The sequence below is a fragment of the methane-oxidizing endosymbiont of Gigantopelta aegis genome (assembly GCF_016097405.1).
In the GTDB taxonomy this organism is placed as follows: domain Bacteria; phylum Pseudomonadota; class Gammaproteobacteria; order Methylococcales; family Methylomonadaceae; genus Methylomarinum.
In genome coordinates, this window is the sequence record NZ_JAEHGD010000001.1 from 52,530 (window position 1) to 73,248 (window position 20,719).

General features: G+C 45.6%; 24 protein-coding genes. 14 read left to right on the forward strand and 10 right to left on the reverse strand.

What is annotated here, in order from left to right; translation table 11 throughout:
• Positions 1-63 precede the first annotated feature (63 nt).
• Genes JEU20_RS00235 through JEU20_RS00275 form a run of 9 tightly spaced genes read left to right on the forward strand, consistent with a single transcriptional unit; the run spans position 64 to position 8,717 of the window.
• Entirely contained in the window at positions 64-699 is a 636-nt protein-coding gene (locus JEU20_RS00235; protein WP_198245744.1) for a phosphoribosylanthranilate isomerase, read from the forward strand.
• Positions 696-1,898 carry a tryptophan synthase subunit beta gene (gene trpB, locus JEU20_RS00240; protein WP_198242915.1) on the forward strand — a complete coding sequence of 401 codons (1,203 nt, stop codon included), beginning with the start codon at positions 696-698 and terminating at the stop codon, positions 1,896-1,898. Before JEU20_RS00235 ends, trpB begins: the two co-directional genes overlap by 4 nt.
• Positions 1,895-2,704 carry a tryptophan synthase subunit alpha gene (gene trpA / locus JEU20_RS00245; protein WP_198242917.1) on the forward strand — a complete coding sequence of 270 codons (810 nt, stop codon included), beginning with the start codon at positions 1,895-1,897 and terminating at the stop codon, positions 2,702-2,704. Before trpB ends, trpA begins: the two co-directional genes overlap by 4 nt.
• A 14-nt stretch (positions 2,705-2,718) precedes the next feature.
• Entirely contained in the window at positions 2,719-3,678 is a 960-nt protein-coding gene (gene accD, locus JEU20_RS00250; RefSeq protein WP_198242919.1) for an acetyl-CoA carboxylase, carboxyltransferase subunit beta, read from the forward strand.
• A 2-nt stretch (positions 3,679-3,680) separates the two neighbouring features.
• On the forward strand, positions 3,681-4,961 hold the full coding sequence (gene folC / locus JEU20_RS00255; protein WP_198242921.1) for a bifunctional tetrahydrofolate synthase/dihydrofolate synthase: 1,281 nt from the start codon (positions 3,681-3,683) through the stop codon (positions 4,959-4,961).
• A gap of 26 nt (positions 4,962-4,987) precedes the next feature.
• The gene (locus JEU20_RS00260; protein WP_198242923.1) at positions 4,988-5,482 is read left to right on the forward strand and encodes an SPOR domain-containing protein; all 495 of its coding nucleotides are present in this window, start codon (positions 4,988-4,990) and stop codon (positions 5,480-5,482) included.
• Positions 5,479-5,970, forward strand: a complete 492-nt coding sequence (locus JEU20_RS00265) for a CvpA family protein (protein ID WP_198242925.1) — start codon at positions 5,479-5,481, stop codon at positions 5,968-5,970. Before JEU20_RS00260 ends, JEU20_RS00265 begins: the two co-directional genes overlap by 4 nt.
• 17 nt (positions 5,971-5,987) lie before the next feature.
• Positions 5,988-7,499: an amidophosphoribosyltransferase gene (purF, locus tag JEU20_RS00270; RefSeq protein ID WP_198242927.1), complete on the forward strand. Its 1,512-nt coding sequence runs from the start codon at positions 5,988-5,990 to the stop codon at positions 7,497-7,499.
• A 36-nt stretch (positions 7,500-7,535) separates the two neighbouring features.
• Complete coding sequence (locus JEU20_RS00275; RefSeq protein WP_198242929.1) at positions 7,536-8,717, forward strand: O-succinylhomoserine sulfhydrylase; 1,182 nt, start codon at positions 7,536-7,538, stop codon at positions 8,715-8,717.
• Between the two features lie 41 nt (positions 8,718-8,758).
• Here the strand turns inward: JEU20_RS00275 and msrA are convergent, their stop codons facing one another.
• Entirely contained in the window at positions 8,759-9,223 is a 465-nt protein-coding gene (msrA, locus tag JEU20_RS00280; protein ID WP_198242931.1) for a peptide-methionine (S)-S-oxide reductase MsrA, read from the reverse strand.
• A 36-nt stretch (positions 9,224-9,259) separates the two neighbouring features.
• On the opposite strand from msrA, the gene JEU20_RS00285 reads away from it, so the two are divergent.
• On the forward strand, positions 9,260-10,456 hold the full coding sequence (locus JEU20_RS00285) for a DEAD/DEAH box helicase (protein WP_198242933.1): 1,197 nt from the start codon (positions 9,260-9,262) through the stop codon (positions 10,454-10,456).
• Positions 10,457-10,543: 87 nt separating this feature from the next.
• Here the strand turns inward: JEU20_RS00285 and JEU20_RS00290 are convergent, their stop codons facing one another.
• Both JEU20_RS00290 and JEU20_RS00295 read right to left on the reverse strand, forming a co-directional pair.
• Entirely contained in the window at positions 10,544-11,047 is a 504-nt protein-coding gene (locus JEU20_RS00290) for a peroxiredoxin family protein (RefSeq protein WP_198242935.1), read from the reverse strand.
• Positions 11,031-12,305: a chloride channel protein gene (locus tag JEU20_RS00295; protein WP_198242937.1), complete on the reverse strand. Its 1,275-nt coding sequence runs from the start codon at positions 12,303-12,305 to the stop codon at positions 11,031-11,033. Before JEU20_RS00295 ends, JEU20_RS00290 begins: the two co-directional genes overlap by 17 nt.
• A 363-nt stretch (positions 12,306-12,668) precedes the next feature.
• Between JEU20_RS00295 and JEU20_RS00300 the strand changes: the two genes are divergently transcribed.
• Together JEU20_RS00300 and JEU20_RS00305 are read left to right on the forward strand one after the other, a co-directional pair.
• Entirely contained in the window at positions 12,669-13,157 is a 489-nt protein-coding gene (locus JEU20_RS00300; protein ID WP_198242939.1) for a TonB-dependent receptor plug domain-containing protein, read from the forward strand.
• A 183-nt stretch (positions 13,158-13,340) separates the two neighbouring features.
• A complete protein-coding gene (locus tag JEU20_RS00305; protein ID WP_198242941.1) occupies positions 13,341-14,288 on the forward strand; it encodes an IS5 family transposase in 948 nt (315 codons plus the stop codon).
• A gap of 37 nt (positions 14,289-14,325) precedes the next feature.
• Here JEU20_RS00305 and JEU20_RS00310 read toward each other — a convergent pair whose 3' ends face one another.
• The 7 genes from JEU20_RS00310 to JEU20_RS00340 all read right to left on the reverse strand — a co-directional run bounded on the left by JEU20_RS00310 (position 14,326) and on the right by JEU20_RS00340 (position 18,192).
• Entirely contained in the window at positions 14,326-14,550 is a 225-nt protein-coding gene (locus JEU20_RS00310) for an EAL domain-containing protein (RefSeq protein ID WP_198242943.1), read from the reverse strand.
• Positions 14,550-15,140 (reverse strand): GGDEF domain-containing protein, encoded by a 591-nt coding sequence (locus tag JEU20_RS00315; RefSeq protein WP_198242945.1) that lies wholly within the window; start codon positions 15,138-15,140, stop codon positions 14,550-14,552. The genes JEU20_RS00310 and JEU20_RS00315 overlap by 1 nt, the downstream gene beginning before the upstream one ends.
• 203 nt (positions 15,141-15,343) lie before the next feature.
• A complete protein-coding gene (locus JEU20_RS00320) occupies positions 15,344-15,997 on the reverse strand; it encodes a PAS domain S-box protein (RefSeq protein WP_198242947.1) in 654 nt (217 codons plus the stop codon).
• Between the two features lie 49 nt (positions 15,998-16,046).
• Positions 16,047-16,331 carry a hypothetical protein gene (locus tag JEU20_RS00325; protein WP_198242949.1) on the reverse strand — a complete coding sequence of 95 codons (285 nt, stop codon included), beginning with the start codon at positions 16,329-16,331 and terminating at the stop codon, positions 16,047-16,049.
• 38 nt (positions 16,332-16,369) lie between these two features.
• Positions 16,370-16,915: a transposase gene (locus tag JEU20_RS00330; RefSeq protein WP_214657270.1), complete on the reverse strand. Its 546-nt coding sequence runs from the start codon at positions 16,913-16,915 to the stop codon at positions 16,370-16,372.
• 691 nt (positions 16,916-17,606) lie between these two features.
• Positions 17,607-17,777, reverse strand: a complete 171-nt coding sequence (locus JEU20_RS00335) for a hypothetical protein (RefSeq protein ID WP_198242953.1) — start codon at positions 17,775-17,777, stop codon at positions 17,607-17,609.
• Entirely contained in the window at positions 17,749-18,192 is a 444-nt protein-coding gene (locus tag JEU20_RS00340; RefSeq protein WP_198242955.1) for a hypothetical protein, read from the reverse strand. The genes JEU20_RS00335 and JEU20_RS00340 overlap by 29 nt, the downstream gene beginning before the upstream one ends.
• A gap of 265 nt (positions 18,193-18,457) precedes the next feature.
• Here JEU20_RS00340 and serA point away from each other — a divergent pair, with 265 nt between their 5' ends.
• Together serA and JEU20_RS00350 are read left to right on the forward strand one after the other, a co-directional pair.
• Complete coding sequence (gene serA, locus JEU20_RS00345) at positions 18,458-20,044, forward strand: phosphoglycerate dehydrogenase (RefSeq protein WP_198242957.1); 1,587 nt, start codon at positions 18,458-18,460, stop codon at positions 20,042-20,044.
• Positions 20,041-20,685 (forward strand): HAD-IB family phosphatase, encoded by a 645-nt coding sequence (locus tag JEU20_RS00350; RefSeq protein ID WP_198242959.1) that lies wholly within the window; start codon positions 20,041-20,043, stop codon positions 20,683-20,685. Before serA ends, JEU20_RS00350 begins: the two co-directional genes overlap by 4 nt.
• Positions 20,686-20,719: the final 34 nt, after the last annotated feature.

Genomic DNA, 20,719 nt, shown 5'->3' on the forward strand with positions numbered 1-20,719 from the left:
GGCTTTCTGTGGAAGGCCTTTTTTTTATCATAAAATGATCTGCTATGCTGTGATATGAAAACAATACGAACCCGTGTTAAGATTTGCGGCTTTACACGGCCTGAAGATGCCGTTTTTGCGGCAGAAGCCGGGGTAGATGCGATAGGATTGGTGTTTTACCCACAAAGTCCACGTCATGTCAGTATCACCAGCGCGCGGGAAATTGTTAGCGCTTTGCCGGCATTTGTTTCCGTAGTGGCTTTGTTTGTGGATGAAAGGCCGGCGCAGATAGAAAAGGTTTTAGATCAGGTCGCCATTGATTGTCTGCAATTTCATGGCCAGGAGCCGGCAGATGCCTGCAGAATTTATAAAAAACCGTATATTAAAGCCATTCGTATGCAGGCGCAGACCGATCTCGATACGCTTCAGCAACATTATCATGATGCCTCGGCCTTGTTATTGGATGCCTGGCATCCAGTTGTGCAAGGTGGGACTGGGCACAGCTTTGATTGGCGTATGATTCCCGATCGGTTAGCATTGCCTGTGATTCTGGCGGGCGGTTTGACCGTTGACAATGCCAGCGAGGCAATCAGAGCCGTCAATCCGTATGCACTGGATGTGAGCAGTGGCGTCGAGATAGAAAAAGGCATCAAGGATCCAGCCAAAATTACAGCATTTATCCGTAATACCAACCGAGCAAGCATAGAAGAACAATTATGACAGAACATTACAATATGCCGGATGAAAGAGGGCATTTTGGGCCTTATGGCGGTATTTTTGTGGCAGAAACATTGATGCCCGCAATCAATGAATTGAATGAGGCCTATCAAAAATACATGCAGGATGCTGAATTTCAGCGCGAATTAGATGCTGACTTGCAGCATTATGTGGGCCGTCCTTCGCCACTATATTATGCAAAGCGCTGGAGCGAGGCCTTAGGTGGTGCACAGATTTACCTGAAACGAGAAGACTTGAATCATACCGGTGCGCATAAGGTCAATAATACTGTAGGCCAGGCCTTACTCGCCAAACGGATGGGGAAGAAGCGGATTATTGCCGAAACGGGTGCTGGCCAGCATGGCGTGGCGACGGCGACTGTCGCGGCAAGACTCGGACTGGAATGTGTGGTTTATATGGGTGCGGTCGATGTCGAACGCCAGGCCTTGAATGTCTACCGCATGAAATTGCTTGGGGCGACCGTTGTCCCGGTTGAATCAGGTTCCAGAACCTTGAAAGACGCTTTAAATGAGGCCTTGAGAGACTGGGTCACTAATATCGATGATACTTTTTATATTATTGGTACTGTCGCAGGTCCCCATCCTTATCCGGCCATGGTCAGAGATTTTCAGACTGTGATCGGGCGCGAGGCGAAACAACAATGCTTGGATATGACCGGGCGTTTGCCTGATGCCTTAGTCGCATGTGTCGGCGGCGGCTCAAATGCTATTGGTTTGTTTTATCCGTTTATTGATGATGCTTCTGTAAAAATGTATGGCGTGGAGGCGGCTGGCGATGGTGTGGAAACCGGACGACATTCGGCACCGCTGTGCGCTGGAAAACCGGGTGTGTTGCACGGCAACAGGACCTATCTGATGGCCGATGAGGATGGTGAAATTATTGAAACCCATTCCATCTCGGCCGGCCTTGACTATCCAGGTGTGGGGCCTGAACATGCCTGGTTGAAAGATACAGGCCGGGCCGAGTATGTCAATATTACTGATGATGAAGCCTTAGAAGGCTTTCATGCCTTGACGCGCATGGAAGGCATTATTCCCGCATTAGAGTCGAGCCATGCCATGGCCTATGCCATGAAACTGGCGCCGACGATGAGCTCTGAGCAAATCATGATTGTCAATTTGTCAGGTCGCGGTGACAAAGATATGCATACCATGGCACAAAGAGAGGGGATTAAACTATGAGCCGCTTAGAGCAGCGTTTTGCGGCATTGAATGCCGCAGGCCGGAAAGCCTTGATTCCATTTATTACGGCCGGCGATCCTTATCCAGAATTTACTGTTCCGTTGCTGCATGAGATGGTCAAGGCGGGTGCCGATGTGATTGAGCTCGGTGTACCGTTTTCTGATCCTATGGCTGATGGCCCTGTGATTCAACGCGCTAGTGAGCGCGCCTTAGAGCATCATGTGGGCTTGCGCAAAGTGCTGGATATGGTAGCTGCTTTTCGCCGGGATGATGAAAAAACCCCAATTGTCTTGATGGGGTATTTGAATCCAATCGAAATTATGGGTTATGAAAACTTTGCCAATGCGGCAGCGCGAGTCGGTGTTGACGGCGTCTTGACGGTTGATTTACCACCGGAAGAAGCAGAAGACTGTGTTTCGTTGTTAAAAGCGCGCAATATTGATCAGATTTTCCTGTTAGCGCCGAACAGCGATGCCAAGCGGGTCGAATTGATGGATAAAGTCGGCAGCGGCTATTTATATTATGTGTCATTAAAAGGCGTGACGGGCGCTGGACACCTGAATACTCAGGATGTTGAGCAAAAACTGGCGATGATTAAACAGCATACGCGCTTGCCCGTCGGTGTCGGCTTTGGTGTTAAAGATGCTAAAACAGCGAAAATACTGGCTGAAATAGCCGATGGTGTTGTGGTCGGCAGTGCCCTGATTAGCAAGATTGAGGCTAATCAGGATGATCCGGAACAAGCCCGGTCTGAAATTATCGAACTCTTGTCATCTATGCGTCAGGCTATGGATAGTGACGCTTAAATCGGAGCAGAAAAATGAGTTGGTTTGAAAAATTAGTCCCGTCGATCATCCGCACAGATGGTAATGAACGAAAAGCAAGCGTTCCTGAAGGGTTGTGGAATAAATGTCCTTCCTGTGATGCGATTCTTTACAATGCAGAACTGGAAAAAAACTTCAATGTGTGTCCTAAATGCGAATTTCATATGCGCATTTCAGCGCGTGTGCGGCTGGAAATGTTTTTGGATGAAGGAGAAAAAGAAGAAATCGCAGCCGGTTTAAAAGCCAGCGATCCCTTAAAATTTAAAGACAGCAAGAAATATAAGGATCGCCTGGCGCAGGCGCAGAAAAAAACCAAGGAAAATGATGCCTTGATCGTCATGAAAGGCACTTTAAAAGGTAAGGGTATCGTTGCCGCCGCATTCGATTTTGGTTTTATGGGCGGCTCAATGGGAGCTGTTGTCGGTGAGAAATTCGTTCGCGGTGTCAATGAAAGTCTGCGCACCGGTTTTCCGTTTATCGTGTTTACCGCCAGTGGTGGTGCACGTATGCAGGAATCGTTGCATTCCTTGTTTCAGATGAGTAAAACCAGTGCCGCGCTGGCGCGCTTGTCGGAAGCCGGTATTCCGTATATTTCGTTTATGACCGACCCGACGATGGGTGGTGTTTCTGCAAGTCTGGCCATGCTAGGTGACATCAATGTTGCAGAGCCTAACGCGCTGATTGGTTTTGCCGGTCCACGCGTGATTGAACAAACAGTGCGGGAAAAATTACCGGAAGGTTTCCAGCGTAGTGAGTTCTTACTGGAGCACGGGGCGATAGATATGATTGTCGATCGCCGGGAAATGCGTGATACCATCGCCAGTATTTTAGCGATGCTGACAGCGGCGCAAGTTACATCGCCTGTGGAAGAAACCCAAACGACGACAGTGACGGAAAGCGAAGCGGTTACAGAAGAGACGATAGCCTCGTCTGAAGGTGAAAATCAAGACGTGTGAATATGCCTCGTTTTGATACGCTCGCGGCTTGGTTGGCCTGGCAAGAAGGCCTGCATCCCCGGACGATTGATTTAGGGCTTGAGCGGGCGGCGCGTGTATTCAGAAGGTTGAATCCCCGCGGCAAAAAACCGGTTACCCTGACCGTCGCCGGAACCAATGGTAAAGGCTCGTGTATCGCCTTGCTGGAAGCGATGTATCGAGCTCAAGGTTATCGTGTTGGCAGTTACACCTCGCCCCATATCATTGATTACAATGAACGCATCCGAATTGATGGTAAATCCGTTGACGATGCATTGATTTGTCGGTCTTTTGCCCGCATCGATGAAGCGCGGCGGGAAACGACGCTCAGTTATTTTGAATTCAGTACACTGGCCGCTTTGGATATTTTCTCTCAGGCCGATCTGGATATTCAATTATTGGAAGTCGGGTTGGGAGGAAGGCTCGATGCTGTCAATATCGTGGATGCAGACTTGACGCTGGTGACGACCATCTGTATTGATCATGTCGATTGGCTGGGCGAAACCCGGGAAGCGATAGGCCGGGAAAAGGCCGGAATTTTTCGCCCCGGTATTCCTGTTGTCATTGGTGACAGGCAGCCGCCTCAGTCGTTGCTAGATGTGGCAGAGCAACTTAAAGCCCCAGTTTATCGGATTGGTGTGGACTTTGATTATCGAAAGACTGCCGAAAGCTGGCAGTGGCATTTTAATACGCTGAACAAAGAAGATTTGCCACCTCCGGCTTTGCCGGGGGCGCATCAATTTGCCAATGCATCCACGGTTATGACGGCCGTCACGGTATTTCAGCCTCAGTTGGCGATATCTGACTCGGCGATTCGTCAAGGACTGGAGCAGGTCCATCTGGCCGGACGGTTTCAAAAAATTGACGGCGATGTACCGATTTTGCTTGATGTCGGGCATAATCCACAGGCGGTAAAGGCGTTGCGTGACTATCTGGAACAGCATTTCAAACACTATAAAATTCACGCCTTGTTTTCCATGATGCAAGATAAGGACATCGTGCAGGTTGTTGAGATCATCAAAGATGCTATTACAGATTGGACGTTGGCGCCATTACGCACGCCGCGTGCAGCGAGTGAAGAATCTATATTGGCAGTTTTTCAGCAATCTAATGTTAAACAGGTGGCAGCAGGCTTTCGAGATTTCAGTAGTGCGTTCAAGCATGTCGAACAACAGGCAAAAAATGGCGAATTGGTTCTTGTTTTTGGTTCTTTTTTTCTGATTTCGGAATTTATGGTCTATCAGAAAAGTCAATTACCGGCTTAAAAGCGGTTTAATCAAGAGGGGCGACAATGGATCAGGAACTTAAACAACGATTGGTTGGGGCAATTGTAATTACCGCATTGGCGGCTATTTTTTTGCCGATGTTATTTGACGACCCTGTCAGCCAAAGCAGTCGTCAAATCAATCAATTGACGATTCCACCGCTACCTGAAAAATTGCAACAGGCACAGGCACAAAAACTGCCTGAATCGACAAAAGATGTTGTTCAAAAGCCTTTGTATCAAGCGAAAAAAAGCCAGAATATAGAGCCTTCCGAATTAGCCGATTGGTATATTCAAGCCGGTGGATTCGGCGTTAAGGAAAATGCCTTGAAGCTTAAGAATCGTTTACGGCAACAAGGTTTTTCGGCCACGATTGTCAAACAGAAAACTCAAAGCGGAACCTTGTTTAAAGTTCAGGTTGGCCCTGAATTGACGCGTGAGCAGGCTGAGCGGGTCAAAGCACGGCTGGAAAAGCTCAATCAATTAAACAGTTTTATCACTCAACAAAGTGAGCGCTCATGATCTGGATTGATTACGCCATTATTGCCTTGATTGTGGTCTCGGCTGTGATTGGATTATTGCGAGGATTTGTTAAAGAAGCCTTTTCATTGGGGATTTGGGTCTTGGCTATCTGGGTCGGACTTACATTTAGTCGTGAATTTTCTTTGTTTTTAGAATCTGTGATCAGCCTGCCTTCTGCACGAATGGCGGCGGCTTTTGCCGTGTTATTTATTATCACATTGATTTTAGGCGGCTTAATCAATTATTTATTGGGCGCGTTGATTGAAAAAACCGGACTGACCGGGTCCGACCGCTTTGCCGGGATGATTTTTGGTTGCGTTCGCGGAGTTGTCGTTGCGGCCTTGATGATTATGCTGGCCGGGTTGACGCCTTTGCCCGCCGATCCGTGGTGGAAAGAATCACAACTGATACCGCCATTACAGTCCGTAGCCGAATGGCTGGGACAGCATTTGCCGTCGGGTATGGCAGATTATATTCATTATCATTAATTAATCAGGTTGTTTTTATGTGTGGAATTGCCGGCATTGTTGCCCATCAGAATGTCAATCAGGAATTATATGATGCATTGACTGTTTTGCAGCACCGTGGCCAGGATGCGGCCGGAATTGTAACCTGCGAAGGGAATCGGTTTTATTTGCGTAAGGATAATGGTTTGGTGCGTGATGTTTTTTCAACCAGTCAGATGCTACGCTTGCGTGGCAATATGGGGATTGGACATGTGCGTTATCCAACGGCGGGTTGTACCAGCTCAGCTGAAGCTCAGCCGTTTTACGTAAATTCCCCATTCGGATTGACCTTAGCGCACAATGGTAACTTGACCAATACCGAACAATTAAAAAAAGAGTTGTATCAACAGGATCAGCGTCATATCAATACCGACTCTGATTCAGAAATTTTGCTCAATGTCTTTGCCCATGAATTACAACAATTGGGAAAACTAAAAATTTCTGCCGATGATGTTTTCACAGCTGTCAGCAAGGTGCATAAGCGCTGTCGGGGTGCATACGCCGCTGTGGTGATGATTGCAGGCTTTGGAATTTTGGCATTTCGCGATCCACATGGTATCCGGCCGGTTGTCTATGGACAGCGCAAAACAGAGTCCGGTATAGATTATATGATTGCATCGGAAAATGTTGCTTTGGATGTTCTGGATTTTACCCGCACGCGTGATTTAGAACCGGGGGAAGCGATTTTTATCGACGCCGAAGGGACGGTGCAAACGCGCCAATGTGCAGATAATCCGATGTATAGCCCGTGTATTTTCGAGCATGTTTATTTTGCGCGACCGGATTCCATTATTGATGATATTTCGGTGTACAAGGCACGCTTGCGTATGGGGGAAAAACTGGCTGAAAAGATTCTTCGTGAATGGCCAAATCATGATATCGATGTCGTGATTCCTATTCCTGATACCAGTCGCACCTCTGCCTTGCAATTGGCTAATCGCTTAGGTGTCAAGTTCCGGGAAGGCTTTATCAAGAATCGTTATATTGGCCGAACCTTTATTATGCCTGGGCAGCAAATGCGGCGTAAATCGGTTAAACAGAAGTTGAATGCCATCAGTTTGGAGTTTGAAGGCAAGAATGTGATATTGGTGGATGACTCGATTGTCAGAGGGACGACATCGGAACAGATTATTCAAATGGCGCGTGATGCGGGTGCCAAAAAAGTCTATATGGCCTCGGCGGCGCCACCGGTACGCTACCCTAATGTTTATGGTATCGACATGCCCGCAGCCCATGAATTGATTGCACATAATCGCACGACGGAGGAAGTCTGTCAGGCTATTGGTGCCGATTATTTGGTTTATCAGGATCTTGATGATTTGATCGATGCGGTACGTCGCGGCAACCCTAAAATACAACAGTTTGATACCTCGTGTTTTAGTGGTAAATATGTCACAGGCGATATTGATCAGGCGTATTTGGATAGAATCGAAGCCTTGCGTAATGATGATGCACAAAATCAACAACGTTGCAGCGAAAATTTTATTATCGAGATGCAAAATCACCATTAACGCTAAAAATACGCATTTTAATACTGGAAAACAAACGTGAGTAAAACAGACTGGAATCAATATTCTCTCGAAACCCAGGCTATCCGGGCAGGGCAAAATCGGACACAGGAAGCCGAACACAGCATACCGATTTTTACCACCTCGAGCTATGTCTTTAACAGCGCGGAAGAGGCGGCTTTACGCTTTACCGGAAAACAGCCGGGCAATATTTATTCTCGTTTCACCAATCCGACCGTCAGTGCTTTTCAGGAGCGGTTGGCGGCGATGGAGCAAGGCCAGCGCTGTTTGGCGTTTGCCTCAGGGATGGCGGCGATTATGGCTGTCGGTATGGGATTGTTGAAAGCCGGCGATCATGTGGTATGCTCTCGCAGCGTGTTTGGTAATACGGTATTGATGTTTCAGAATTATTTTGGCAAATTTGGTGTGGAAACCGATTTTGTCACATTGACGGATTTATCGGCCTGGGAAGCGGCAATCAAACCCGAAACCCGCTTTTTATTTTTGGAAACACCGTCTAATCCATTGATCGAAATTGCCGATATTGAGGCCTTGGCCGATCTGGCACATCAACACGATTGTTTATTGATTGTCGATAATGTTTTTTGTACGCCGGTCTTACAAAAACCCTTGAATTTAGGCGCCGACCTGGTGGTTCATTCTGCCACTAAATATATCGATGGACATGGACGCTGTGTTGGGGGAGCGGTCATCGGCAATGACGAACTGATTGAAAACAACATTTATCCGTATTTAAGAACAGGTGGGGCAACATTGAGTCCTTTCAATGCCTGGACCTTTCTATCCGGACTGGAAACCTTGGCGATTCGAATGAAAGCGCATTGCGACAATGCGTTTGAACTGGCCAAATGGTTACAGCAGCAACCAGCGGTTGAAAAAGTACATTATCCGGGGCTTGAAGAACATGCCCAACACGAACTGGCCAAACGGCAGCAAAGCCATTTTGGTGGCGTTGTCAGTTTTGAACTCAAGGGTGGAAAAGAGGCGGCTTGGAAATTGATTGACGCGACGCAACTGTTGTCAATTACCGCAAATTTAGGCGATGTTAAAACCACCATCACCCATCCGGCCTCAACCACGCATGGTCGTTTAGCGCCAGAAGTGCGTCTTGAGTCCGGCATTACAGACAGCCTGGTCAGAATCTCCGTTGGACTGGAGAATATAAACGATATCAAAGCGGATTTATTACGGGGGCTATGATATTTCTGCCCCTATCCTGTGCAGCCGGTTCATGCATAGTGTCAGTGGCAAAAACTTCGTCCTTGTTTTTCCAGGTAACGCTGATGGTAGTCTTCAGCCGGATAAAATACCGATGCTGGCGTAATTTGTGTCACGATAGGCGTGTTAAAAACACCGCGTTGCTCCAGCTCCAGTTTTGATTGCAGGGCCAACGCTTTTTGTTCATCGTTATGATAAAAAATGGCGCTGCGGTACTGGCTGCCCACATCCGGGCCTTGTCGATTCAAGGTTGTCGGATTGTGAATTTGCCAAAACAGCGCCAGCAAATCCTGATAGCTGATCTTATCAGGGTCATATGTAATTTCAATGGCTTCGGCATGGCCGGTAAGGCCGGTGCAGACCGATTTATAATCGGGATTTTCGGTATCGCCGCCGGTGTAACCCACCCGAGTATCTGAAACCGGTAATTGTCGAAACTGGGCCTCGACGCCCCAAAAACAGCCCGCAGCAAAGGTTGCGATTAACATTTTTTTACTCTCATTAAACATTCGAATTTTACCCAAATGGAGCTTGCTCCACCCATTCTTAAAGCCATAGCCGAACAAGGCTATACTACGCCCACACCGATTCAGCAACAAGCGATCCCTGTTATTTTGCAGGGCAGGGACATTCTCGCTGGTGCGCAGACTGGTACTGGAAAAACCGCTGGATTTGCCTTGCCGCTATTACAATTATTGCAAAATCAACCGCGTCCGACGCTGCCGCGACCTACTCGCGTTTTGGTATTAGTGCCAACTCGGGAGCTTGCATCGCAGGTTTATGAAAGTTTTAAAGCCTATGGTAGGCACTTGCCTTTCATTACAGAGCAGATTTTCGGTGGCGTCAATATCAATACCCAAATCAAACGCCTAGCTAAAGGCGCTGATATTTTAGTCGCCACCCCCGGACGCTTGCTTGATCTGATGTATCAGAAAAAGGTCGATTTATCTCAGGTGCAACATTTTGTGCTGGATGAAGCTGATCGCATGCTGGATATGGGTTTTATTAAAGATATTCGGAAAATCATTCAGGCATTGCCAGACAAACGACAAAACCTGATGTTTTCAGCGACTTATGAAAAAGAGATTAAAGTGCTGGCGTCACAATTATTACATGACCCAGTCGAAGTTTCGGTCGCCCGAGATAATAAAGCGGCCGATAAAATTAAACAAACGATTTACCCGGTTAGCAAGGAAGATAAACGTGAATTACTGTCCTGGTTGATTGGACATGGCCATTGGCAACAAGTCCTTATTTTTGTGCGTACCAAACATGGCGCCGACCGCTTGGTACGGCAACTCATCAAAGACGGTATTCGCAGTATTGCCTTACATGGTAATAAGAGTCAGGCCGCGCGCAATCGTGCGTTACAGGCATTTAAGCAAGGCGAGGTGACAGCTCTGGTGGCGACCGATATCGCTGCGCGGGGATTGGATATTGAACAATTGCCACATGTTGTCAATTTTGATTTACCTAGCGTCGCGGAAGATTATGTGCATCGTATTGGCAGAACAGGTCGGGCCGGGCATGAGGGAGAAGCTATTTCATTGGTTTCGCCCGAGGAAGCTTATCTATTGCATGGTATCGAAAAACTACTGAAAACTAAATTACCCCGAGTTGCCGATACCGGTTATGCGCCGGTATCGCTGGATAATATCAAAAAACCAGCCAGTAAGCCTCGCCCACGCCGTGCTGGCGGGGCGCAGAAAAAAAACTGGTGATAAAAAGCCTTTTCGTGCGCGTAAACGTAGGTCGACGCCTGCCAAGCCCAGCGCCAAGCGCGGTTGATAAGCCATAGCATACTGAACTTATGATTGGGCAGCATTAAGCAGCCCTGTAATTTTTTCCCGCATTATATCAATATCAAACCGGCCTGTTTTTCGCCAGATTATTGTGCCGTAAGGTGCGATTAAAAAACTGGTTGGCGTTAATGCGACACCGCCAAAGGCCTTATTTATTTCGCCATGTAAATCCAACGAAAGCGGATAGGGTATCGCCATCTGTCGTTTGAGTGCGACAACATGGCTTGGAATATCATAAGGCATACTGATAGCAATAATTTCAAGCCCCTGTTGATGGTATTCCCGATAAAGTTGTAATAAATCGGGAATCTCTTTTAAACAGGACGGGCAGTTTGTCGCCCAGAACGTGACGATAACCGGCTTGCCATGGAAATCGCGCATATTAAATCGTTGGTTATCGATCGTTTGAATCACCACATCAGGCACAGGCGGCAAGGGTTTGAAAAAAACAATGCCGGTCAGTATGGCAAACGCCAGTAAAATCAAAAAAAGTTTATTTTTCTTTGTCATCAAGATATTGTTTATAACTGTCACATAAAGCCCGGTAAAGTGGTACGGGTTGAATCAGTTTGGCCGTACCAGTGGCGAAAAAAGCGGTTGCCATCAATGGAATCAAGATTTCATGACTGTAGGTCATCTCCATCACAATGACAAAAGAAGTCAAAGGCGATTGCAACATGCCGGAAAAATAAGCTGTGATTGCGAGTAAAATCATGATTTCTGCCGGCGCAATAGGAAACCATTGGGCAAGATTTGCACCAATGCCGGCGCCGGTCGCAATAGATGGAACAAAAATACCGCTAGGAACACCGCTGAAGGCGGTTAATAAGGTGGCCAGCATCTTAAAGATTGGAAACCAGGGATCAATAGCATTGCCTTCCAGAATGGAGCGGGCTTGCTGATAACCCGTCCCAAAACTGTTACCCTCAGAATAAAAGCCTAATAAAGCAATGCCGCCACCACAGGCGAAGGCAATGGTGAAAATTGAAAGATTAGATTGCGCCAACCAGCGACCGCAAGAGATAAGCAAGCGGCTGAACAAACCACCCATAAGACCACCTGCGATACCACATAAGGGAATGACCAGCCAACCATAGCCCCAGGGTAAAATAAAAGATTTATCACTGAAAAAGATATATTTTTTCAGAAAAATATAAGCAACGACACCCGAAAAAACAATCGCCGTCAACACCAGCGAACTGACTTTTTCTTCCAACGATCGACCCATTTCTTCAATGGCAAAAATAATCCCCGCCAGCGGCGCGCTGAACATGGCTGCAAAACCGGCGGCGCTACCGGCCAGGATCAGCCCTCGTTCCATATAATGTAACGGAAAACGCACGGCCCGCCCCAGAGAAGCCATGATCGACGCGCCAACATGAGTGGCCGGCCCACCAAAGCCAATCGATGCACCAGAAAACAAACCCATAATCGTCAGCAGCATTTTACCGACAACAATGCGCAAAGAAAGTAAATGATTCCGTCGTGACAGGTCGCCTGTGATTTCCAGTGCGGTTTTGACCTGGGGGATGCCGCTACGTTCAGAGCCCGGAAAAAATCGAAATGTTAGCCAAGCCGTTATGCCTAAACCTACCGGCGCAGCGACAAAGTTAAACCAGAAATAGCGTTTCGATAAAATGCGATACGTCTCGCCCGCCCATTCGCTTAATAATGTCATGGCAACGATGAGCAAGCCGACAAAAACGGCACCTAGCCAGAAAACCAACCTTTGTTTCCAGGCTGAAATAGAAAGCAACGAATCTGACATGGTTTAAACCAAGGATAAAACCGTTTAACTTATCATAAAAAAGACCGCTGTTGCCCGACAAAATTAAACTATGTTATTTAACCTGTTTTTAATGCGGCATATGACATGGTTTTATGACAGCTTGCTGATTGTGATTTTATTAGATAGCGGAAAATTTAAAACTGCGCTTGGAAAAAATATGATTTTTGTCGGAGAGCTTTAGCCGTTAGGTTGCGTTATTGTTGACGGCTAAGGTTGGTTATTTGAGGGCAGAGAGCTGTGAGGCTGGATTATATTTTTGTCGATTAAGATGGCATGGGTTGTGCTGAAGATTGCATAACAGCAACAGCGTTGCTTATGTGCAACTATAAGGAAAAATGAACCATGTTAAATCGAAAAAAATCACTTTGTCTTTTTTTAGGCGCGTTGCCCGTACTGCCTGCTCAGGCTGAATATGTGGGGGAAGTCCATCAGGGTGAAGATATGATTATCACCACCGCACATAAACTTTTCCCTAATACGACCATAGCTTCACCTAAGTTTGAAATCACCGAAGAAGATATGGAAAAAATCAATGCGACAACTGCTACGGATTTAGTCCGCAATGCGCCAGGTATTCAGGTCAGACGGCGATTCATTGGTGACACCAATGGCGTGGTGGCCACTCGGGGGTCAACCAATTTTCAGACCGCACACACCATGCTGTTTCAGGACGGAATTCCACTCAGCAATATGGCGCAGACTAAATGGAATGGCGCGCCGCGCTGGAATTTAATCGCGCCGAATTCGGTCGAATCAATCGATATTTTGTACGGCCCGTTTTCGGCGGAATATTCCGGATTAATCAAAACACCTTCGGTGATTTCCAGTTGAATAAACGGTGGGATTCCCTTTTTTTCGAGTTCTTGTGTTTTCAGCGATAATTGCTTTTGCAACGCCCCATAACCTTTTAGAAATTGCTGTGCGGCTATATTCACGGATAAATAAAAAGTCTCTGGAAGCAGGTTTTGTTGAGGCTTTGTTGCATAAATCATAAGGATCCCCATATTATAGGGCATGGACAAGAAAAAGAAACAACGCTACAAACTAAAGAATTGGTCGAATTACAATCAAGCCTTGATCAATCGAGGTTCATTAACGCTATGGTTCGAAGAATCCATGATCAAGCAATGGCATCAGCCTGAAAAGACAGGCTATAGAGGAAGCCCGATGACGTATTCTGATACTGCTATTCAATGCGCATTGACCCTGAGAGAACTCTTTAAGCTGCCGTTGAGAGCGACACAGGGATGTTTGTTGTCGTTAGTCCAGTTATTAAAGCTGTCTATCCAGATTCCTCATTACAGTACATTAAGTCGCCGCCAGCAAACTCTGGAGGTTCGGCTGCCTCGTTCAAGCAGTCGAACGCCAAGACACTTAGTCGTCGATTCGACCGGCTTAAAAGTCTACGGTGAAGGCGAGTGGAAAGTTCGCAAACATGGTGCCAGCAAGCGCAGAACCTGGCGTAAACTCCATATCATGGTTGATGCACAAACGCAGGAAGTCGTGGCAGTTGAGATGACGGCTAATTTTGTTGGTGATTCCGAAGTCTTGCCGGATTTATTAGAGCAGCTGGATGAACACGACCAAGTTGCCAGTGTGGCGGCGGATGGCGCTTATGATACGATCCAGTGTCATCAGGCGATTCGTAACAAAGGCGCCGATGCATTGATACCGCCGCGGGAAGGGGCGGTGGAATGGCCGAGTGATGAAGATGGGAGAACTCATCCAAGAACAGCGATTGTTCAACGTTGCGCTGAAATCGGGAGAAAGGCATGGAAACAAGAAAGTGGTTATCATCAACGCAGCCTGGCTGAAACGGCTATGTTTCGCATCAAAACGCTCTTTAGTGGCCAATTAAAAAACCGGACCTTTGCGGCTCAGATGGTTGAGGCGTATCTCCGCGTCGGCGCAATGAATAAAATGACAGGCCTGGGTATGCCTGAAAGTTATTCTGTTTCATGAATAAAGACTGGAATTTAAGAAAAGAGTACGCTGTGGATTATTTATGCAACAAAGCCTTTTGTTGATGCCAAATCATTCCTTGGCGGAAGCTTTCTTGCAATACCCACTCCCCAAGTTTCTCAATGCTGCCCATTTTCTCCGCGACGGGAATAAACTGGTCTGGAAAAATTAACCCTTTATCCTGATGTTGCCAGCGAACTAAGCTTTCCGCACCGACTATTTTGCCGGTGTTCAAATTGATTACCGGTTGATAATAAAGCACTAATTCATTCTGTTGAATGGCTTTTTTAATGCATTATGCACGGCCACCATTTTAGAGATATCGTGTTGCATTTTAGGCTGGTAAAATTGAATCATATTTTTACCCGCCGCTTTAGCTTCATACATGGCAGTATCAGCGTATTTCAACATCGTTTCCACATCTTGCGCATCATCTGGGAAAAGGCTGATGCCAATACTGCAACTGATTTCAACCGGATAGCCATCGACTTGATGAATTTGGTTAATAGCCTGCAAAATGGCTTCAGCACGTTGCTCAATAATCTCAGGACTATTTACCTCGCCTAAAATGACGACAAACTCATCGCCTCCTAGCCGGGCCAACACATCCGATGCGCGAACTTTCGAACGTAAACGGCGAGCCACCTCACATAGCAACGCATCCCCCAGTGCATGTCCCAGGGAATCATTGACATACTTAAAGCCATCCAAGTCCAAGAAAATGAGTGCAAAAGGTTGGTTCTTATGTTGTGATGATGCCACATCTTGCGTTAAACGCGTCATGAGATAATTTCGATTGTACAATCCTGTCAGCTGGTCAATATTGGCTTTTTTTCCAAATCTCTGATTCATTCTGCAAACGTTCTGTAATATCCTTTGAATGGCCACATAATAATTTTGCTGATTGGTTCCATCCCATACTCTAGAAATATTGGATTCTAAAGGAAGCTCTGTGCCATCCTTGCGTCGATTAATAAAGTTACCTTCAAAATGTCCCGTTTGTTCCAGTGATGCCCACATCTCTTTATAAAATGTGTCTGGTTGCTTATTAGAGCTTAGAATTTTAGGATTTTACCTAACACTTCTTCTTTAGAATAACCCGACATCTGCTCAAAAGCTTTATTAACAAAGGTAATGTTGTTATCCGCATCGGTCATAATGACAGCTTGATCGATATTCTTCACTGCCTCATAAAATAATTTCATCCGGGTTAAATAGTCATCATTATCCTTAACTAATTTGGCAAACGTATTGACGATGTGTCCTAGCTCATCATGTTCCTTGAGCATTTGAATTTGTGTAATATCCTTTTGATGATTAAGTACCGCCATATTGTTCTGTAGGGCTTGCAATCCTCTGGATAATGTCAGCAGTATTGATTTTCCCCATAAAATCAGGATAAGGAGAAAAATGCCCATTCCAAACAAGGCGATTGTGAGGTTCGTTTTCGCAGTCTCGGCTTCTTGACGTATATGCGCTAAAATTTGCTGTTGTTTTTGTAAAGCATACTGTTTAATGATTTCGATTCGTTGCGTGGTTATTTGCCACCACTGCTCTGGAGGTATCGACGGCATTTGATATTGAATGGTTGAAACCGCTTGCAAAGCTTCTTGATCAGAAATTTTTACGATGTTATCAATTTCTTGAGCAAACTTATCTTCAGCATGAAGCTGTTTCACTTTATCAAGCATTTGGCGATAGCTCTTCATCACCTGGAAAATGGTTTCAAAGGCTTTCTGAGTCGATGCCGTTAATCGGTCATCTGACTGAACCTTTTGAAAAAAAAACTGAAAGATTTTGAAATTCTGTAATAAATTTTTGATAATAAATCGGATCTTTACGAATTAAATAATTTTTAAAATCATGGATCAAGCCGCCATAACCAATCAACCTAAGCGCCTTATTTAAATATTCATCACGAAGTGCTTTTTCTAAAATTGACCGACGTACCTGTTTAATCTGAAGCATAAGGGCTTGTAAATTTTCATCCTTTTGTGTCCACTGATAGATCTTCTCCAAACGTTCTTGTTTTGCAATGGCCACCGTAATATACTCTCCGCACATGAAAATAGAGCAAACCATCATGCACCGATAATTTGAAAATTCTCAGTTAAAAGTGAGCGCAAATTGTCGACATGCTTTTCTGGCTCAGAAAAGAATGTCTCGCAGGCTATTTTGAATTCTTTGAATGTTTCATAATACTGGTCATATAAGATTTCTTTCTTGAAATATCGCCAGTACCGTTCAATCAAATTAAGATTCGGCGCATACGGCGGTAAAAACACTAATTCAATTCGCGACATTTCAAGAAATTGTCTGACAGCCTTTGATCGGTAGTAGCGTGCATTATCGCAAATGATGTAAATAGTCCCAGCCTTCGGGTAACGTTCTTCAATCGCCTTACAAAGATCAATCGTTGCCTCGCCATTGATGGTGTCATAGAAGCGGCAGACAGTATCCAGAGAATCGATATTGCCTCTGCACCGTTGACGACAACTCTCATCTTGACATTTGACGCCCGGTATTACTTTGATGATTATCGTGACCGCCATATTGTTCTGTAGGGCTTGCAATCCAACCATAATGTCAGCAGTATGGATTTTCCCCATAAAATCAGGATAATCCATGATGCCCATATCCAGTCAAGGTGATTGTGAGGTTCTTTTTTTGTTGATATTTCTGAAGACGATATGCGCTGAAAATTTGCTTGTTGTTTTTGTAAAGCATACCGTTTAATGATTTTGATTCGTTGCGTGACACGTTTTTGCCACCACTGCTCTAAAGTCTCGGAGGTATCGTTCGGCATTTGATATTGAACGCTCTTTAATTGAAGCCGCAAACCGATTTAAAGGTTCTTGATCAGAAATTTTTACGATGTTATCTAAATTTCTTGATAAGAAACTTATCTTCAACATGCTGCTGTTTCACGTTTGTCAAGCATTTGGCAAGCTCTTTTTCATCACCTTAAATGGTTTCAAAGTAGGTCTGAATCGATTGTTAATCGGTCAATCTGACTGAAGTGCTTGAAAAAAAACTGAAAGATTTTTGTAATAAATTTTTGATAATAAATCGGATCTTTACGAATTAAATAATTTTTGGCTCATGGATCAAGCCGCCATGCAATCACCGTTTTTGACCCATCGAAGCTCATCATGAAGTGCGGAAGTTTTTCTAAAATTGACCGACGTACCTGTTTAATCTGAAGAAGGGCTGTGTAAATTTTCATCCTTTTGTGTGGCCTTGATTTATATCTTTCTCCATTACGTCATTTGTTTTGCTAAATGGCCACCGAAGAGTATATAACGCAAGGCATTCACCTTATGTAATTCCACGCTCTTGTCCAGCCGCTTCTTTTAAATCATACAAACCATATAACAGCAGTAAGTTCCGTAGTTGACCAATACCTTCATATTCAAAGGCGTACTCCTGAATCAGCAAATTGAGCTGCTCAATAAGTTGGCTATAGCCCGTAAATACCTTTTCTTCCAATTCCTCCCTGCTTTTCATCGGTCGCAGCATCTGTAATTGCTGGCGTAAATGATGCAGGTTTTTTGACTGCCTCATTCATGTTGTGGCTTAACATATCCTGATCAGTTGGCTGGGGTAATTGAGCCAACAAGCTATTAACTTTTTGTTGTTGTGTTTCCAAAGCCTTAAGTAATTGTGGAGATGAGTGATCGCCATTGACCCATCCTAAATAAAACCCTCGCTCTGCTGCTAATGCGGAAGTTAATGCTAAATAGGGCTTTAACGCAACAAACATTTCTTCTGCACGCGTGGCGGATTGTTCCTTTTGAGCTTGCTGGACAATAAAAAGCCCTAATGTAAACACAAACATTAACGTGACCGGCAACCACACCAATAATTGAATTTTTTGTTTTAAACCGAGTGAATGACGTAACATTGAGCTGATTTTCTGTATGAAACGTAGAAATATCTTTTAATCATAGCAAACCCCAGGCCGCTGTCGATAAACGGTGATTCGGTAAGTTACCGCTGAGTTATTTTTTTCGATCGTTAGCAGCAGGTTATCCGGTATTTGGGAGCTATCAAAGAAGTGGCTTTAATCGCTTGGATAAGACTAAATACTGGAGCGGTATAATTTTCTCATTTTCAGGCTAAAGCTGCTAAAATAGCGGGTTTATTCCATCCTTTGATAAACCCGACGCATGAAAAAAATACTGATTTCCGACAAGCTGGCCGACGATGGCATCAATTTTCTGAATGAACAGTCCGATATTCAGGTGCATATTCAAACGGGCCTGAGTGAAGATGAATTATGCGAATTGATTCCAGAGTTTGATGCCTTATTGATTCGCAGCGGTACCACGGTGACCGCTAAAGTCCTGAAAGCCGCTAAAAATCTCAAAGTTGTCGGCCGTGCCGGGATCGGTGTCGATAATGTCGATATTCAGGCCGCAACCGAACAAGGCGTGATCGTCATGAATACGCCGGATGCTAATGCCACGACGACTGCCGAATTAGCCATTGCACACATGTTTTCCTTGAGCCGGAATCTGCCAGAGGCGAATGCCTCGGTCAAGGCGGGGAAATGGGAACGTTCCAAATTGATGGGAGCTGAAGTTTCACACAAGACCTTGGCGATTTTAGGTTTCGGCACGATTGGCCGTATCGTTGCACAACGCGGCAATGGGCTTAACATGCGCGTTATCGCTTATGACCCTTTTGTTACGCCGGAAATTTTTGCCGAATATGGTGCAGAATCGGTCAGCTTGGAAGAACTGGTCAAGCAAGCCGACTATTTGACCTTGCATTGTCCTCTGCTGGAAAAAACCCGTCATATCATCGGTGCTGAGCAACTGGCGGCGATGAAAAAAAGTGCCATGTTGATTAACTGCGCGCGCGGTGGCCTGGTGGATGAAGCGGCTTTATATGATGCCTTGACTAATGGTCAAATCGCCAAGGCGGCGTTAGATGTGTTTGAACATGAACCGCCGAAAGATTCGCCTTTACTGACATTGGATAATATCGCCTTTACACCACATTTAGGCGCATCAACCCGTGAAGCTCAAGTGGCGGTCAGTGTTGAAATCGCACGTCAGGTCGTTACCTACCTAGAAACCGGCGAAGCCATTAATGCACTGAATATTACCCGACTGTCAGCCGATGCGCTGAGAAAGGTCAAGCCGTTTATGGGGCTGGCACATATTCTGGGCAAAATGCTAATCAACCTGATCGATGCGCCGATTAAAACACTGGATGTGGTCGCTTGTGGACAGGTGGCTGATGTCGAAATCAGACCGATTTCGGTTGAAGTTTTGGTGGGCATGTTAGTCGATCAGTTTTCGACGCCCGTGAATAGCGTCAATGCCGAGAATATCGCCAAGAAGCAGGGCATTTCATTGGTCGAAACCCGGACAGATGAGGCGGAAGGCTATTTGTCGGTGATTAAAGTGAAAGGCCATTGCGATAATGGGGAAACAGTTTCACTAGAAGGCACTTTACTCGGCGACAGTCATCCCAGAATTATCAAAATCAATGATTTTGAAATTGAAGTCGTGCCGGAAGGCGTTTTACTGGTTACCAAACATGAAGACAAACCTGGCGTCATCTCTGCGATCAGTTCGGTATTGGGCGAATCCAATATCAATATTTCCCGTATGCAGGTCGGTACGGCTGACAGTCAACAACAAGCCATGGCTGTCATCAGTATTTCAGAACCTTTAGATGATGCTCGGCTACAAGCAGTTTGTGATATTCCGGCAGTTAAAACGCTCAAGCAAATTCAATTATGAGTTTTGACGTCATCTGTTTTGACTGCGATAGTACCTTGAGTACGGTGGAAGGTATCGATGAACTGGCACGAAAAAGTGGTGCTTTTGATCAGGTGGCCGCATTGACCAATCAGGCCATGAATGGTGAAATTGCATTGCAGGAGGTTTATGGCAAACGCCTGCAATTAATTAAACCAGACAAACAAGCGATCGATTGGCTGGCGCAACTTTATATTATGCAGATGGTGGACGATGTCGATACGGTGATAAGCCGCTTGCAGCAGGCGGGTAAAGACATTCATATCATCAGTGGTGGTATTCGGCAGGCGATTTTGCCGCTGGCGGAAAAACTCAATATTCCCGCTGCCAAAGTTCATGCTGTCAATATCGTGTTTGATGACGAAGGGCGTTATCAAGGTTTTGATACGCAATCACCGTTGGCCCGAAGTGGCGGCAAAGCGGAAATTTGCAAGCAGCTTTCAGCAGATAAAAAAACTGCAATGATTGGTGATGGTAATACCGACCTAGAAGCTAAACACGCCGGCGCTGTGGTGATAGGCTTTGGCGGTGTTGCCGCACGCGAGCGGGTCAAACAGGAAGCTGATTATTTTGTGGACGGTCCCTCGTTGCGGCCGGTTCTGGATTTATTATTAAATCATTGATTATGAGTTGAAAAATAAAGGTGTGGCCACCACA

Excerpts from the sequence above, each read along its gene's own strand:
- trpA (WP_198242917.1), top strand. The coding sequence starts at position 1,895 with ATGAGCCGCTTAGAGCAGCGTTTTGCGGCATTGAATGCCGCAGGCCGG.
- JEU20_RS00295 (WP_198242937.1), bottom strand. The coding sequence starts at position 12,305 with ATGTCAGATTCGTTGCTTTCTATTTCAGCCTGGAAACAAAGGTTGGTT.
- msrA (WP_198242931.1), bottom strand. The coding sequence starts at position 9,223 with ATGTTAATCGCAACCTTTGCTGCGGGCTGTTTTTGGGGCGTCGAGGCC.
- JEU20_RS00300 (WP_198242939.1), top strand. The coding sequence starts at position 12,669 with ATGTTAAATCGAAAAAAATCACTTTGTCTTTTTTTAGGCGCGTTGCCC.
- folC (WP_198242921.1), top strand. The coding sequence starts at position 3,681 with ATGCCTCGTTTTGATACGCTCGCGGCTTGGTTGGCCTGGCAAGAAGGC.
- JEU20_RS00260 (WP_198242923.1), top strand. The coding sequence starts at position 4,988 with ATGGATCAGGAACTTAAACAACGATTGGTTGGGGCAATTGTAATTACC.
- JEU20_RS00330 (WP_214657270.1), bottom strand. The coding sequence starts at position 16,915 with ATGGATTATCCTGATTTTATGGGGAAAATCCATACTGCTGACATTATG.
- JEU20_RS00320 (WP_198242947.1), bottom strand. The coding sequence starts at position 15,997 with ATGAAGAGCTATCGCCAAATGCTTGATAAAGTGAAACAGCTTCATGCT.
- JEU20_RS00340 (WP_198242955.1), bottom strand. The coding sequence starts at position 18,192 with ATGTTACGTCATTCACTCGGTTTAAAACAAAAAATTCAATTATTGGTG.
- JEU20_RS00315 (WP_198242945.1), bottom strand. The coding sequence starts at position 15,140 with ATGAATCAGAGATTTGGAAAAAAAGCCAATATTGACCAGCTGACAGGA.
- JEU20_RS00350 (WP_198242959.1), top strand. The coding sequence starts at position 20,041 with ATGAGTTTTGACGTCATCTGTTTTGACTGCGATAGTACCTTGAGTACG.
- JEU20_RS00290 (WP_198242935.1), bottom strand. The coding sequence starts at position 11,047 with ATGACAAAGAAAAATAAACTTTTTTTGATTTTACTGGCGTTTGCCATA.
- serA (WP_198242957.1), top strand. The coding sequence starts at position 18,458 with ATGAAAAAAATACTGATTTCCGACAAGCTGGCCGACGATGGCATCAAT.
- JEU20_RS00305 (WP_198242941.1), top strand. The coding sequence starts at position 13,341 with ATGGACAAGAAAAAGAAACAACGCTACAAACTAAAGAATTGGTCGAAT.
- JEU20_RS00265 (WP_198242925.1), top strand. The coding sequence starts at position 5,479 with ATGATCTGGATTGATTACGCCATTATTGCCTTGATTGTGGTCTCGGCT.
- purF (WP_198242927.1), top strand. The coding sequence starts at position 5,988 with ATGTGTGGAATTGCCGGCATTGTTGCCCATCAGAATGTCAATCAGGAA.
- JEU20_RS00285 (WP_198242933.1), top strand. The coding sequence starts at position 9,260 with ATGGAGCTTGCTCCACCCATTCTTAAAGCCATAGCCGAACAAGGCTAT.
- trpB (WP_198242915.1), top strand. The coding sequence starts at position 696 with ATGACAGAACATTACAATATGCCGGATGAAAGAGGGCATTTTGGGCCT.
- accD (WP_198242919.1), top strand. The coding sequence starts at position 2,719 with ATGAGTTGGTTTGAAAAATTAGTCCCGTCGATCATCCGCACAGATGGT.